The organism is Endozoicomonas sp. ONNA1, from assembly GCF_024606325.1.
GTDB lineage: Bacteria > Pseudomonadota > Gammaproteobacteria > Pseudomonadales > Endozoicomonadaceae > Endozoicomonas_A.
The window spans coordinates 1-14,973 of the sequence record NZ_JAHHPN010000906.1 but is presented as its reverse complement, the minus strand read 5'-3'; the positions used below and the strand labels follow the sequence as shown (position 1 = coordinate 14,973).

General features: G+C 48.0%; 11 protein-coding genes. 7 read left to right on the top strand and 4 right to left on the bottom strand.

Features of this window, described 5'->3' with window-relative positions; genetic code table 11:
* The 6 genes from KDK19_RS21330 to KDK19_RS21305 all read left to right on the top strand — a co-directional run.
* A partial coding sequence (locus KDK19_RS21330) for a hypothetical protein (RefSeq protein WP_257292902.1) occupies positions 1-272 on the top strand: 272 nt, incomplete at its 5' end.
* A 251-nt stretch (positions 273-523) separates the two neighbouring features.
* Positions 524-1,633: a mechanosensitive ion channel family protein gene (locus KDK19_RS21325; RefSeq protein WP_257292901.1), complete on the top strand. Its 1,110-nt coding sequence runs from the start codon at positions 524-526 to the stop codon at positions 1,631-1,633.
* A 171-nt stretch (positions 1,634-1,804) separates the two neighbouring features.
* Positions 1,805-2,881 (top strand): mechanosensitive ion channel family protein, encoded by a 1,077-nt coding sequence (locus KDK19_RS21320; protein ID WP_257292900.1) that lies wholly within the window; start codon positions 1,805-1,807, stop codon positions 2,879-2,881.
* Positions 2,882-2,916: 35 nt separating this feature from the next.
* Complete coding sequence (locus KDK19_RS21315) at positions 2,917-4,110, top strand: PP2C family protein-serine/threonine phosphatase (protein ID WP_257255240.1); 1,194 nt, start codon at positions 2,917-2,919, stop codon at positions 4,108-4,110.
* A gap of 16 nt (positions 4,111-4,126) precedes the next feature.
* Positions 4,127-4,459, top strand: a complete 333-nt coding sequence (locus tag KDK19_RS21310) for an STAS domain-containing protein (protein ID WP_257255239.1) — start codon at positions 4,127-4,129, stop codon at positions 4,457-4,459.
* 1 nt (position 4,460) lies between these two features.
* Positions 4,461-4,892, top strand: coding sequence for an ATP-binding protein (locus KDK19_RS21305; protein ID WP_257279521.1), 432 nt, complete (start codon positions 4,461-4,463; stop codon positions 4,890-4,892).
* Positions 4,893-4,912: 20 nt separating this feature from the next.
* Here the strand turns inward: KDK19_RS21305 and KDK19_RS21300 are convergent, their stop codons facing one another.
* On the bottom strand, positions 4,913-5,830 hold the full coding sequence (locus KDK19_RS21300; RefSeq protein WP_257279520.1) for a peptidoglycan binding protein CsiV: 918 nt from the start codon (positions 5,828-5,830) through the stop codon (positions 4,913-4,915).
* 185 nt (positions 5,831-6,015) lie between these two features.
* Positions 6,016-9,474, bottom strand: a complete 3,459-nt coding sequence (gene mfd / locus KDK19_RS21295; protein WP_257255236.1) for a transcription-repair coupling factor — start codon at positions 9,472-9,474, stop codon at positions 6,016-6,018.
* 309 nt (positions 9,475-9,783) lie between these two features.
* Between mfd and KDK19_RS21290 the strand changes: the two genes are divergently transcribed.
* The gene (locus tag KDK19_RS21290) at positions 9,784-11,220 is read left to right on the top strand and encodes a glyceraldehyde-3-phosphate dehydrogenase (RefSeq protein ID WP_257255235.1); all 1,437 of its coding nucleotides are present in this window, start codon (positions 9,784-9,786) and stop codon (positions 11,218-11,220) included.
* Positions 11,221-11,299: 79 nt separating this feature from the next.
* Here the strand turns inward: KDK19_RS21290 and KDK19_RS21285 are convergent, their stop codons facing one another.
* Both KDK19_RS21285 and KDK19_RS21280 read right to left on the bottom strand, forming a co-directional pair.
* The gene (locus KDK19_RS21285; protein WP_257292899.1) at positions 11,300-12,808 is read right to left on the bottom strand and encodes a SpoVR family protein; all 1,509 of its coding nucleotides are present in this window, start codon (positions 12,806-12,808) and stop codon (positions 11,300-11,302) included.
* Between the two features lie 50 nt (positions 12,809-12,858).
* Positions 12,859-14,781, bottom strand: coding sequence for a PrkA family serine protein kinase (locus tag KDK19_RS21280; RefSeq protein ID WP_257255233.1), 1,923 nt, complete (start codon positions 14,779-14,781; stop codon positions 12,859-12,861).
* Positions 14,782-14,973: the final 192 nt, after the last annotated feature.

Genomic DNA, 14,973 nt, shown 5'->3' with positions numbered 1-14,973 from the left:
AAGCCATAAGCAGTACCTCCAGCGAAGCCATAAGCAGTACCTCCAGCGAAGCCATGCCCCCCAATACAGTACCCGTGTCGTTGGTGACGTCGGTGATCTTTACCGGCACCCCATTCCTTGTAGAATCTGACGACAGTAGTATGTCAGCGGGCGGCACGACCGGGGTTGTAATCGGCACACTGGCCGCTGTGAGCATTTTGGTGGCGGCTGTGACAGTGGGCGTAGTCGTTTACTTTAAGCGATTCAGATCCGTAGAATTGAATAAGGTTTAGGGCTTGGGAATTTTTCATCAAATTCTTCCAGTTGCTTCTGGCTTCGCAAACCAGCAAAAACTTCTCTCTGCAGTGCAGCTCGCACATCACTGTGAACAGTCATTACGAGATCAATTTTCTGTTGTATTCTGTGCTCCATAGGGTGGTTATTTTCCGCTCTCCAAGATACAGACTTGATAGAATGATTTCTCTCATAGGGATAGAATCATGCTCACTGTTAAGTGTGCTGTTTACTATCCGGAAGTCGAATAATGTCTTTTTCTCTCCCTTTTCTTAAGGAACTGGATATTCCTCAATGGGTTATCCAGGTCGTTATTGTCGTGCTCATTTCAGGTGTTATCAATCTAATCGCCTCCAGAGTGTTTGCCCATCTTTCAAGGGATGATCGCACTCATCTAACACCTTGGAATGATGCAGTTATCAGGGGGCTCAGAACCCCTGTGACACTGCTGATCTGGGTCATCGGTTTCTCCTGGGCTGTCGATGTTATTGCCAAGGCTACGGATGCTGTGTTGCTGGACGGACTGGGTAATCTGAGGGATGTCATTATCATCACTCTGGTGGGTTGGAGCATAATCCGTTTCATTCGTCAGCTGGAACGAAACTTCCTGAATCCTGATCTGACTTCTAATAAACCTAATGATCCAACCACCGTTGTAGCCATTGGCAGGTTAATCAGAATCGTGATCATCATTACCTGTGTTCTCTTTATATTACAGTCACTTGGCTACAGTATTTCAGGTCTTTTGGCGTTTGGTGGTGTGGGTGGTTTGGCGGTCGGTTACGCTGCCAAGGATATGCTGGCCAATTTTTTTGGTGGTCTGATGATCTATCTTGATAAACCCTTCCGCGTAGGTGACTGGATTCGTTCGCCGGATAAAAACATTGAAGGTTATGTGGAATACATTGGCTGGAGACAAACCCGCATCAAGACATTTGAAAAGCGACCACTCTATGTTCCCAATGCCACTTTCGCCAGCATTTCCGTTGAGAATCCTTCACGTATGGAAAATAGAAGAATCAAGGAAACTGTCGGTCTGAGGTATCAGGACGGCCATCAGGTGGAAGCGATCGTCGGGGAAATTCGTCAGTACCTGCAAGATAACAATGAAATCGCCAAAGACAAGATAGTTCTTGTGTCGTTTAATGCCTTTGGTCCTTCTAGCCTTGATATCTTTATCTATTGCTTTACCTGCACCACAGACTGGGCAGAGTACCTCAGGGTGAAACAGGAAGTTCTGGTCAGGATAATGGGTATTATCCATTCATATAATGCTGATATTGCCTTCCCAACCCAAACGCTTGATCTTCCGGAAGAGTGGCTCAGTTATTCAGAGCAGGCACCAGCAAAACCGGCTTAACCTGCTGAGTACGGCCAGTTAATTTCTTCTGTTTATGCAGTGAAATCAAGCGGGGTAAAATGCTTTCAGATTTTACCCCTCAAGAATAATTTCAATGGTCTAAATATAACTGGGAGGGTGACAGCCGATATTCCCCTTACCATTGGGTTTTTCTTGTACGAGGAGCAGGCAATGTTCTGGGAAGATCTTCTTAAAGGGGATAACGTCCATCTACTGACAGCGCCTGTAGCTGCACTTATCGTTTCCTGGCTTAGCCACCTTTTCCTCAGCCGATGGGCTCAATCCGAGAATCAATCGATAAGGGCCTGTCTGGCCTCGGCTTTTCGTCCACCGCTGCTGCTTCTGCCCTGGCTTATCTGTTTTTTTTATTATGCCCACTGGTTTATTGATCACACTGAAGAGGAAGGCCATGACTGGCTGGAGATCTCAGAAACTGTCACCTCTGTATTACTCCCTCTCTGGATTGTCCTGAGACTCACCAGGCAAATACCGAACATTGCCATAATCTCCGGGGTTCAGGATAAAGATCTCGACCTGGCAAGAACCCTGTCCCGGTTTATTCATATCGTTCTGATTGTTCTGGCAGTCATGATTCTGGCGCAAAAGTTAGGCTACTCGCTCTCTGCGCTGCTGACCTTTGGGGGGGTGGGTGGCCTGATTGTAGGTATGGCTGCCCGGGAGTGGTTGGCAAACTTTTTTGGCGGTTTGATGTTGATGCTGGACAAACCCTTTAAGGAAGGCGATTGGATTCGTTCTCCGGACCGACAGATAGAAGGGCACGTAGAACATATTGGTTGGCGGTTAACCCAGATAAGAAATTTTGATCGCAGGCCCGTGTTTGTGCCGAATTCGGTCTTCACCAGTATTGTCCTGGAAAACCCATCCAGGATGCGTAACCGACGGGTTGTTGAAAACTTTGGTATTCGTTATGAGGATCTGGAGAAGATTCCCGCCATCATGAATCAGGTCACGGAAGGTTTTCTACAGCATCCTGAGCTGGATTGCTCAGAGCCCTATTATGCGCGTTTTCTCAAATACGGAGATTCATCACTGGAGTGTCAAGTCAGAGTACATGTGATTCCCAAGGGAAGAGTAGACTTTGTCAGAGTTCAGGAAGGTGTCATGTTGATCATTGCTTCTGCGGTGCAAAAAGCAGGGGCAGAGTTTGCTTATCCGGTAATGAAAGTGATTCATGAGGCGAATGTTGAAAAGGAAGTAAGCAAATCTCCAAATAAGGAGATCCGCTGATTAAGATGAAATAACAGCAGGCCGATAAGGACTGGATGAATATTCTTATTGTTGAAGATGCCCGTGACCAGCGTTTAATGCTCTCCATAGTGTTGAAAAAACAAGGGCATCAGGTGCTTGAAGCTGAGAATGGCATAAAAGCTCTGGAGATTCTTCAGGAATATCAGGATGTCAGAATCATCATCAGCGATTGGATGATGCCCGGGATGGATGGCCTGGAACTGCTCAGGCAGACCCGAAAAACAGATCTTGGTCGTTATATTTATTTCATTCTGCTCACTGGTAATGCCGATCATGAAGCTGTTGTCGAAGGTATGAATGATGGGGCGGACGACTTTCTTGCCAAACCGGTCAATTTTGATGAATTGGCTGCCCGCCTCAAAGCAGGGATTCGTATCATTGAACTTGAGAAGCAGCTTGAACAGCAGAATAAGCAATTGATTGAAGCGATTCAGACCGTTGAGAAAGATCTTGAATCAGCCGCCAAAGCTCAGGAAGTTCTGCTGGCTCAGCCGACAACTATTCAACATGTTGCCTTTGACTGGTTTTTCAAACCTAGCAAAATCCTGGGTGGGGATATGTTTGGTTACCAGGCCATAGACGGTGAAACTTTGGGGTTCTACCAACTGGACGTGGCTGGGCATGGCATTCCCTCAGCGCTCTTCTCATTTACCCTGAATAACATTCTTTCAGAAACATCGGGCAGGGGCTCCATCATCAAAGAAACACTGGATCATGAGCCTTTTTATAAAGTGCGTGCGCCCGAAAAGGTTTTGGCCTCTTTGAACAGGCGGTTTCAGGTGACACCGGAATCTATGCTTTATTTCACTATTGCCTATGGACTCATTAACAGTCGCACAGGTCAAGTCACCTTATCTCAGGCGGGTCACCCGAAACCTTTATGGATTCATCGTGAAAAGGCCTACGTAGAACCTGTAGCAGGTGGAGGAGTGCCTATCGGTATGATGCCCGACATGGAATACACCTCCTGCACTTTGCAGTTTCGGCCGGGTGACCGTCTGTTTCTGTACTCTGATGGCGTGACAGAATGTGAAAACGCTGAGAGTGAGCAGTTTGGTGAAACCCGATTGCTGCAATGTCTGCAAGATACTTTAAATGATGATTTAAAATCAGTTATTGACCAGGTAGAGAAAAATGTCAGAGACTGGAGTGAACTCGACCGTTTCGATGACGATGTAACTTACCTTTTACTGGAATGGAAACCCTGAAAGCCAGGAGGATGGCATGGCGTTTGAAAACCACGAGGAAGGCCACTTTACGGTGGTCCGGATTGATGAGTCCCGTCTTGACGCTTCCGTTGCCGAAGTGTTTAAAACCTATGTGTTTGATTTGATTGAAGAGGGCAGGTCCAACATAGTTGTCGATCTTGCTGAAGTGCGTTTCATGGACAGTACTGGCCTGAGTGTGCTGGTAGCGGGTCTCAAGAAATTGTCGGGTAATGGTTCATTCAGTCTGGCTTGTGCTCAGCCTGCGGTGAGAGATCTGTTTGATCTTACGTCCATGGATAAATTGTTCAAACTCCATGGTTCTGTGGCTGAGGCCGTTAAAGGGAGTTGACATGTCACAGGTGCTGAAGCTGGAAATCGACAGCCAGTTATCCAATACAAGACTGGTGGCTATGGCGGTCAGAGGAGTCTGCGCTATGACAACGCTTTCTCCTGTTGAAATAAACCGGTTAGAGTTGTGTCTGGTAGAAATTGTCAATAATGCCATTGAACATGCCTACGACAATGAAGCGGGTCATCCGGTAGAAGTATGTGTCAGTATGAACAAGACTACGATGAATATTTCTGTCAGTGATTGGGGGCAGAGCATTCCCGATGATGTCATGCAGAATAAGACTGAAATGGTGGTTGATCCGGAGCAGCCGGAAGTCTGGTTATGCAGTGGTCGGGGCCTGCATATTGTGAACAAGCTTATGGACCAGGTGACCTATGAGTCAAACCAGGACAAGAATAGCTTTATCATGAAAAAAGAGCTGCGCCACTGACAGCTCTTTTTTACTTTGGATCAGCTGTCTTCCTGTTCGAAGATTCCTGGTAAAATACCCAGCTCCGGGCTTTTATCCTGATCAGATTCCATTTCTGGCAGTGAAGGTTTGTCGGGCTTTTCATACGGCGTCAGTTTGAACAGAACACCGATGACAGGGCTGTCCAGGTACTGAACCTCGTCAATGTTTGTGATTCTGCGACTTTCCTGCATATGAAAATTTCGGGAAATTTTCATGGTTTGGCCGTCAGGCGTTTTGACCAGTTGTAACTTTCCATCTGTGGTCGGTTTCTTCTGAGAGTCTGGGTTCGACTGAGATCCTCCCATGTTTTTTGCCAGTGCTTCCCACGCCAATTCACTGTACCAGAGATTGACTTTTACGTGCAGATATCGACTGGAACTGACTGTAACGGTGCCTTCCAGCATACCGGGCTTTTTGCTTTGTGTAGTATAAGTTCTAATTGTGACAGGCTTCGTACTTTTGCCGTCCTTGATTGGCATCAGCCAGGCTTTTTGCTCCAGAATCCGGTAGCTGCCATTTCTGCTCAGGGCACTGCTTTCCTTTTGTAACAACTGTGATGGGTAGGGTAGGGAGACAAAGGCATCCCGTTCCAGATCTATCTCGGGCTTTTTTTCAGACTGACCCAGCCTATTGGTTAGGTTACCAGTGTCTGTTACAGAGTCGGACGATTTCAGTTTGACGGCGTTAGCGGGTAGAGAGTGAGTTGTTATTTCTGGCCATTTCTCACTGCTATTCATGCTTTGTTCGTTCAGAAATACAATCATGTCGGCCTGATACCACTGAGTCTCTGCCTTTTGACCTTCCGCCATGGCCATCATCGAGACCGAACTCAGAAGCAGACTACCGATCGCTCTTTGAATTCTGCAAAAGGCGACATTGTGATTAACACTCATTTTTTTTAGCTCAAGGCTTTTCATAAAATCCCCGCTCAATCCTGTGCCTCGTTGACCTTCAGTCTGGCGGGCTGCTATACGCCGCCGCTGAGATATCTGAGAGGTGGATTTCAAAAGTGTGATCATGCAGTTTCGTATACAGTTTTAAAGACTCAGAGACGCAGAAGCAATCATAGATCGAGAAAATTTAAGACTGCTTCCAGGGGCGATTATGTGGCCAGTCGATCCAGTAATTGTTCAAGCAGCTTGAATCGCGCTTCGGCTTTTTCCATTGGGCCACTGTACTTCAACACGCTACTACCTTCCAGTCTGTAAAGGTGCGGCTCTGACTGGATTAGCTGAATGATCGCAACGGGATCGATGGCTGGCTGACTGTTGAATTCAATTCGGGCACTGCCGGCACCGGCATCGATTTTAATAATACCCATTTTTTCAGCTTTTAACCTGAGACGGGTCTGTCGGAACAGGTTTTTGGCCTGGTCCGGTAACAGGCCGAAGCGGTCAATCAGTTCAACCTGAAGGTTTTTCAGGTCTTCGCCGTTACTCGCAGCGGCAATTCGTTTATAGAGAATCAGCCTGTTGTGGACATCATGGATATAGTCTTCTGGTAGCAAGGCCGGCAGCCGCAGGTTCACATCGCTGCCTTGATGCAGAGGTTTGTCCAGATCCGGTGTTTCACCGTTACGGATCGCTTCCACCGCTTTTTCAAGCATTTCGGTGTAAAGTGTAAAGCCAACATTCTGAATCTGCCCGCTCTGATCTTCACCCAGCAATTCTCCTGCTCCCCGAATTTCCAGGTCATTGGATGCCAGCATAAATCCAGCTCCCAGGTCCTGAGCTTCGGCAATGGCTTCCAGTCTTTTCAGTGCATCCCTGGTCATGGACTTTGGCGCAGGTGTCAGCAGATAAGCATAGGCCTGATGATGAGATCGGCCAACTCGTCCTCTCAACTGGTGCAGCTGTGCCAGACCGAACTTGTCCGAACGGTGGATGATAATGGTGTTGGCATTAGGTATATCAATGCCTGTCTCTATGATGGTGGTGCAGACAAGGATGTTATGTCGCTTGTGATAGAAGTCGGACATGACCTGCTCCAGCTCTCTTTCACGCATCTGACCGTGACCCACAGCAATACGCGCCTCAGGAATAAGTTCCTGCAGATCAGAAGCAGCCTTGTCGATACTGGAAACTTCGTTGTGCAGGTAATAGACCTGACCACCGCGCAGTAACTCACGAAGAATAGCCTCTTTGACCAGTAATTTGTCGCTTTGTCGAACAAAGGTTTTAACTGACAGGCGTCGTGCGGGTGGAGTTGCGATAATCGAGAGATCACGAATACCCGACATAGCCATATTGAGTGTCCGCGGGATAGGTGTTGCCGTCAGGGTCAGAATATCGACTTCGGAACGCATGGATTTCAGCATTTCCTTGTGCCTGACCCCGAAACGGTGCTCCTCATCAATAATCAACAGACCCAGATTCTTGAACTTGAAATCACCCTGAATCAGTTTGTGGGTACCTATAATAATATCCAGTTTGCCTTCCGTGACTTTCTCTTTGAGTGCCTGAACCTGTTTTGCTGACTTGAAGCGTGAAGCTACGTCGATTTCAACGGCCCAGTCGGCAAAACGGTCACGAAAGCTTTCATAATGCTGTTGAGCCAACAGGGTAGTCGGTACAAGAATCGCCACCTGCTTGCCACTTTGTACTGCCAGAAAGGCGGCTCTCATGGCCACTTCGGTCTTACCAAACCCGACATCACCACAGACCAGGCGATCCATGGGCTTACCTTTGGACATGTCTTTTATCACGTTGACAATAGCCTGCTGCTGATCAGGCGTTTCCTCAAAAGGAAAGCCGGCAGAGAATGCATGATATTGTTGATCCGGTGCCGAAAAGGCAAAACCCTTTCTGGCTTCTCGTCGGGCATAGATATCCAGCAGCTCTGCCGCGGCATCTCTGGCTTTCTCAGCCGCCTTGCGACGTGCCTTGGTCCATTGCTCGCTACCAAGACGATGCAGCGGAGCATGCTCATCATCTGTACCGGTGTAACGGGCAATGAGATGCAGAGAGGCTACCGGAATATAAAGCTTGGCTTCGCTGGCGTATTCCAGAGTCAGGAATTCTGTCTCCTGACCATCAACAGACAAGGTATCAAGACCACGATACCGTCCTACACCGTGATCAATATGCACCACTGGAGCACCTTCTCTCAGCTCGGTAAGATTACGGATGGTTTGATCGGTGTCGGTCTCTGTCTCTCCTTTTCGCCGACGGCGCTGCATGACCCTCTGACCCAGCAGCAGAGACTCTGGAATCAGGGCAATATTCAGGTCGTTGAGAAAAAAGCCTGACGCTAACGTACCTTCGGTAATACCCAGCGTCTCTTTTCTGCTCAGGAAGGTGGACCAGCTATTGAAAGTATTGGGGCGAATGTCAGACTGGGCGAGCATTTCCAGCAGAACTTCCCGACGACCCGCACTTTCAGCCACCAGAAGAATCCTTGGTCCCGATTCAATCAGATCTTCAAGAGGTTGCAAAGGGTGATCGGCACGGGCATTCAGAGTGAGCTCAGGTAATGGCTGGTGATTAAGGTTGAAGCCGTCAGAAGAATCAACGATCTGGTCTGACAGCACAATGCGAGGGTATTGTTTCAGAGCTCGATTGATTTCTTCAGAAGGCATTAAAACCTTTACGGGAGGCAGAAGCGGGCGGTTGGGATCGACTTTCCGGTTCTCGTAGCGTTCTGTCAGATCCTGCCAGAATTGCTCTATCGCTTCCTGCACGCCCTGATATTGAATGATCGTTGTTTCACTGGAAAGATGATCAAACAGGGTGGCTGTCTGCTCGAAAAACAGGGGCAGGTAGTATTCAATACCCGGGCTTGCCAGCCCCTGTCCTATATCCTGGTACACGGGGCACTCGCGGTGATCCACGTCAAACGCTTCCCTGAACAGGCTTCGGAAGCGATCCCTGGAGGTCTTGTCCATCGGGAATTCATGTCCCGGGAGCAGTTCTATGTGATCAACTTGATTAATGGAACGCTGGCTTTCCGGATCAAAGATTCTCAGCGTATCGATTTCGTCATCAAACAGGTCAATCCGGTAGGGGGTATCAGATCCCATGGGGAAGATATCCATGAGTGAACCCCGGATAGCGAACTCGCCATGCTCGTAGACTGTATCAACACAGCGATAACCCGCCTGTTCCAATTGTTGCCTTTTCTCGGCAATAAGAAAGGTTTCACCCCGTTTCAAAACCAGACAGTTGGATTCCAGGTAATCACGGGGACACAGACGGTGCAGCAAGGTGGAAACCGATATTATCAACAGGGTCTTTTCGCTGCGGGGTAGTCGGTACAGGGTTTTCAACCGCTGGGAAATGATGTCCTGATGGGGCGAAAAGGCATCGTAGGGTAATATCTCCCAGTCGGGAAAGTGCAGGATGCGGGTAGACTGATCATCTTTCAGGAAGAAACTCAGTTCTTCTTCAAGAGCATTTGCCTGAGCGGAGTCAGGTGTAATAACCAGTAGCGGGCGACGGGTTAACCGGGCGGCACTGGCTATGGCGAATGAGCTGGTTGATTGGCTCAGCTGACCCCAGAAGGTTTTATGCCCCGGAGTCTCTGGAAGCTGGAAGGAAGATGAGTTCAAATTGGCCTGCGACATGAAAGGTGTTTTGTTCTGGATACGCTAAACCCGCAATTGTAGCTGTTCAGAACGGCATATACCATGCAATAGCGTCTTTGCAGCCTCGTACAAACAAAGAATGATTAAATGAAGTGTTAAAGTTTGTTGTACTTTGTTGCCAAGTGAGGATGAACTCTGGATAATAGCCCCGAAGCCTAAGGGCATATAAACGTGACCTGTGCCGCCTGAAGTAACCAGCCAGTTGCTTGAGAGTGGCAGTCTGACAGAAGTGAACAGCCTTGAGCTGATTAACAGCCTTGAGCACATAAAAAATACAGGATTGGAACCATGGAAAAAGACCATTTTCAGGACTGGAGAGAACGTGAAGCCTTAGCCGAATCCATGATTCCATTGATCGGCCGCTTGTATCGTGAAAATAACGTTGTGACTTCGGTCTATGGCCGCTCAATCATCAATCGTTCTGTAATTGATATCCTCAAATCTCACAAGTACGTTCGCCAGGTAGAAGGCTCTGCCTTGTGTGTACGTCAAACATTCCCCGTCATTGAAGTGCTGAGCAAGCTGAACCTGGCTCCGGGCCGCATTGATATTGGCAAGCTTGCATCCGGCTACGAGAAGAGTGAAGGCAAGCAGACTCTGGAAAATTACGTTCGCAGTCAGGTTTCCGAACTGGTGGATGGCAAAAATGGCCATGGCCATGATGACAGAGATGTTGTCCTCTATGGTTTTGGTCGTATCGGTCGCCTCATGGCCCGTATTCTTATTGAACGGGCAGGTGGCTCCGGTTTGAACCTGAGAGCGGTTGTCGTTCGGAAGGGGAAAGCTGAAAACGATCTGCAAAAGCGTGCCAGTTTGCTGAGACGTGATTCGGTGCACGGTTCTTTCAATGGCACCATCAGCGTAGATGAAGAGAGCAACATCATCTACGCCAACGGTGTAGCTATCAAGTTTATCTATGCCAACTCTCCGGATTCTATCGATTACACAAGCTATGGTATTAACAATGCCATCGTCGTAGACAATACTGGTGTGTGGCGTGATCAGGAGGGTTTGAGTCAGCACCTTCAGTCTACCGGGGCTAGCAGGGTTCTGCTGACAGCGCCTGGCAAGGGCGACCTGAAAAATGTTGTGTTTGGCGTTAACCATGACATCATCAATGATGAAGATCAGATCATTTCTGCTGCCTCCTGCACCACCAATGCGATCACTCCGGTACTGAAAGCGATCTGTGACAAGTTTGGTGTTGAGAACGGTCATGTCGAAACCGTTCACTCCTACACCAATGACCAGAACCTGATTGACAACTACCATAAAGGTTCTCGCCGCGGTCGCAGTGCAGCCTTGAATATGGTGATCACCGAAACCGGAGCGGCCAAGGCTGTTTCGAAGGCACTGCCGCAGTTGCAAGGCAAGTTGACTGGTAATGCCATCCGGGTGCCAACACCCAACGTGTCCATGGCCATTCTGAACCTGAATCTGTCTAAGGACACCACTGTAGACGAGCTAAACAGCTATCTCCGTGAGATGGCGCTGTACTCTGATCTGAAGAAGCAGATCGATTATGTGAACTCTTTTGAAGTGGTATCCAGTGATTTTGTCGGCAACCGTCATGCGGGCATTGTTGACAGTCAGGCCACCATTGTTGATGGCAACCGCTGTGTACTTTACGTCTGGTATGATAATGAGTTTGGATACAGCTGTCAGGTTAACCGTATTTTGCAGCATATGACCGGAAATCATCACAAAACAGTGCCTGTTCAGTAGCAGGCATTGGCCATCCGTCATTCATGGCAATAGCTGATGGAATGGACCCTATCCTGAAAAAGCCATCATATGCGCTTTTTCAGGATGCATCGTGTATTTCCGAGGTGCAGTAACTGTGCTGAACTTCGCCTTTAGTGTCCAGAGAATTCAGTCGTACGTCAAATCCCCATAACAGGTGCAGGTGTTTGAGGATTTCCATGGCGCTATCAGCGTGAAGGTTCTGACCCCTATGCATGGAATGAATCAGTGTCAGGGAGCGGTCTCCTCTTACATCAACATCAAAAACCTGAATATTAGGCTCCTGATTACCCAGATTATACTGGTTGGACAGTGACTGTCTGAGTGCTTTGTAACCTGACTCATCGTGTATGGCGCTGACTTCGAGAAAGGCTTTTGAATGGTCGTCGTGAATGCAGAAGAGCTTCATATCCCGCATCACTTTGGGAGAAAGAAACTGAAGGATAAAGCTTTCATCCTTGTACTGGGCCATGGCGTGATGAAGGGCCTTCAGCCAGTCGCTGTCCGTGAGGTCAGGAAACCATAGCCGGTCTTCCTGAGTAGGATTTTCGCATATCCGGCGAATGTCGCGATAGATATTGAAGCCCAGAGTATAAGGGTTTATGCCGGAATAACGTGGATCATCAAAATCCGGCTGAAACACGACATTACTGTGAGAATGCAGAAACTCGAGCACATAGCCTTCGTTGATCAGACCTTTTGCATAGAGTTCATGCATCAGCGTGTAATGCCAGAAGCTGGCCCAACCTTCGTTCATCACCTGGGTCTGCCGCTGAGGATAAAAATACTGGGCTATTTTACGGACAATTCGAATCAGTTCCCGTTGCCAGGTTTTCAACAGTGGTGCATTTTTTTCAACAAAGTAGAGAATGTTTTCTTCCGGCTCTGAAGGGAATCGTTTTCTCACTTTGGCAGGGTCTTCCTTTTTGCTTGGGACCGTTCGCCAGAGATCATTGATGTTTCTCTGAATATATTCTTCTCTCTCCCTCGCCTGGTTCTTTTCCATTTCTGCTGAAATGGCGGAAGGGCGCATATATCGATTGACTCCTTGATTCATCAACGCATGGCAGGCATCCAGAATCACTTCAACAACGTCAACACCGTATTTTTCCTCGCACTGATTAATGTAGTTCCTGGCAAACAGCAGATAATCGACAATCGAGTCTGCATTGGTCCACTGACGGAATAGATAGTTACCTTTGAAAAAAGAGTTATGACCGTAACAGGCATGGGCAATCACCAGAGCCTGCATGGCCATGGAATTTTCCTCCATCAAGTAGGCGATGCAGGGGTTTGAATTGATGACAATTTCATAGGCAAGCCCCATTCGACCACGTCTGTAGTTTTGAAGATTCGTAAGAAATTTTTTACCAAAACTCCAGTGATGGTACATGAGCGGCATGCCCAACGAAGTGTAGGCATCAATCATTTGTTCCGAGTTTATGACTTCAATCTGGTTTGGGTAAGTATCCAATTCAAACTTTTCTGCCAGCTGGCCAATGGCCCTGTCATAAGCGTCAAGTAGCTCAAAGGTCCACTCGGAGCCGGTTGAAAGGTACTGGCTATTCATGGCTATTTCACTTCCTTTTCGAAAAGACGACGGAAGACCCGGTAGACAGGTTACTGGGACTTCCTGACCCTGATGTACCACTCAGACAGCAGTCTGACCTGCTTTTCGGTGTAGCCGTGCTGTACCATGCGGTCCACAAAGTCGGCATGTTTCTTCTGATCGTCATGGGAAGCCTTTGCATTAAATGAGATGACAGGCAGCAGGTCTTCTGTGTTGGAGAACATCTTTTTCTCAATCACGGATCTCATCTTTTCGTAACTGAGCCAGATGGGATTCTTGCCCTGCATATCAGCCCTGGCTCTGAGCACAAAATTGACCACCTCATTGCGAAAGTCTTTCGGGTTGGCTATTCCGGCGGGCTTCTCAATTTTTTCCAGCTCATCATTGAGAGCTATCCGGTCGAGTATCTGTCCGGTATCAGGATCTCTGAACTCCTGATCCTGAATCCAGAAATCGGCGTAGGTGATGTAGCGATCAAAAATATTCTGACCGTACTCTGAGTACGATTCCAGATACGCTGTCTGAATCTCTTTACCCAGAAACTCCACGTATCTTGGCGTCAGATACCCCTTGATGAAGCTGATGTATCGCTCTTCAATGGCTTCGGGGAACTGTTGTTGTTCAATCTGTTGCTCAAGAACGTACAACAGGTGAACCGGGTTAGCAGCTATTTCGGTAGGGTCAAAATTAAAGACCTTTGAGAGTATCTTGAAAGCAAATCGGGTCGATAATCCTTCCATCCCTTCGTCGACGCCAGCCGCATCCTTGTATTCCTGAAGCGATTTGGCGTTAGGATCGGTGTCTTTGAGATTCTCACCGTCGTAGACCCGCATCTTGGAGTAGATAGAGGAATTTTCCGGGTCGGCTATCCGGGAAAGGACACTGAACTGAGCAAGCATCCGCAATGTATCCGGGGCACAGGGAGCTTTGTTAAGAGAACTGTGTTCAAGCAGCTTCTCATAAATTCTGATTTCCTCACTCATGCGGGTGCAATAGGGCACTTTGATAATGTTGACGCGATCAATAAAAGCTTCATTGGTTTTGTTGTTTCTGAATGTTTGCCACTCCGATTCGTTCGAGTGAGCGAGAATAATGCCTTCATAGGGAATAGAGCCCAAGCCTTCAGTGCTGTTGTAATTACCTTCCTGGGTGGCTGTCAGCAAAGGGTGGAGTACCTTGATCGGGGCCTTGAACATTTCGACAAACTCCATAATGCCCTGATTGGCCCTGCAGAGTGCCCCCGAGAAACTATAGGCATCGGGATCATCCTGCGAATATTCTTCCAGTTGTCGTATATCCACCTTGCCCACCAGGCTGGAGATATCCTGATTGTTTTCATCGCCGGGTTCGGTTTTGGCAACGGCAATCTGCTTCAGTCGGTTAGGATAGAGTTTGATGACCCTGAACTGAGTAATGTCACCTTTGTATTCCTCGAGGCGCTTAACGGCCCACGGGGACATAATGTATCTCAGACAGCGGTCGGGTATACCGAATTCTTTCGCAAGTAGCTCTCCGTCCTGCTCCGGGTTGAAAAGACCGAGAGGTGATTCAAACACTGGCGATCCTTTGATGGCGTAGAAGGGTACTTTTTCAATCAGTTCTTTCAGTTTTTCCGCCAGCGAGGATTTACCACCACCAACCGGGCCAAGCAGATAGAGAATCTGCTTCTTTTCTTCCAGCCCCTGGGCAGCATACTGAAAATAAGAAACAATCTGTTCAATGGATTCTTCCATACCAAAGAACCCGCTGAACGCTGGATACCGTTTGATCAACTTGTTGGAAAATATTCTACTGAGTCTCGGGTTTCTTGAAGTATCGACAAGTTCTGGCTCGCCAATCGCTTCAAGCACGCGCTCGGCTGCGCTGGCATAGGTTCCGGGTTCTTGCTTGCATAGCTCCAGGAAAGCCTGAAGGCTCATCTCTTCTTCCAGGGTTGAGTCATATCTTTGCTGGTAATGTTCAAACAGGGACATGTTGCTCACTCCAACGGAATTCGTCTGCAGGTGAAGTGAAGATAGTTGAAAAGCGACTGATAACAATTAATTAATGAGAGAAGTATTTCACCCGCTCGATGGGAGAATGATGAAATACCCTCAACATGCAGACATTATCTAGCAGCCTGTCGGACTTAAGGCTGTCCTACTGCGGTTGCAATCCTCGCTACG

Coding starts and splice junctions, on each gene's coding strand:
- KDK19_RS21315 (WP_257255240.1), top strand. CDS start 2,917: ATGAATATTCTTATTGTTGAAGATGCCCGTGACCAGCGTTTAATGCTC.
- KDK19_RS21305 (WP_257279521.1), top strand. CDS start 4,461: ATGTCACAGGTGCTGAAGCTGGAAATCGACAGCCAGTTATCCAATACA.
- KDK19_RS21280 (WP_257255233.1), bottom strand. CDS start 14,781: ATGTCCCTGTTTGAACATTACCAGCAAAGATATGACTCAACCCTGGAA.
- mfd (WP_257255236.1), bottom strand. CDS start 9,474: ATGTCGCAGGCCAATTTGAACTCATCTTCCTTCCAGCTTCCAGAGACT.
- KDK19_RS21310 (WP_257255239.1), top strand. CDS start 4,127: ATGGCGTTTGAAAACCACGAGGAAGGCCACTTTACGGTGGTCCGGATT.
- KDK19_RS21285 (WP_257292899.1), bottom strand. CDS start 12,808: ATGAATAGCCAGTACCTTTCAACCGGCTCCGAGTGGACCTTTGAGCTA.
- KDK19_RS21320 (WP_257292900.1), top strand. CDS start 1,805: ATGTTCTGGGAAGATCTTCTTAAAGGGGATAACGTCCATCTACTGACA.
- KDK19_RS21290 (WP_257255235.1), top strand. CDS start 9,784: ATGGAAAAAGACCATTTTCAGGACTGGAGAGAACGTGAAGCCTTAGCC.
- KDK19_RS21325 (WP_257292901.1), top strand. CDS start 524: ATGTCTTTTTCTCTCCCTTTTCTTAAGGAACTGGATATTCCTCAATGG.
- KDK19_RS21300 (WP_257279520.1), bottom strand. CDS start 5,830: ATGAAAAGCCTTGAGCTAAAAAAAATGAGTGTTAATCACAATGTCGCC.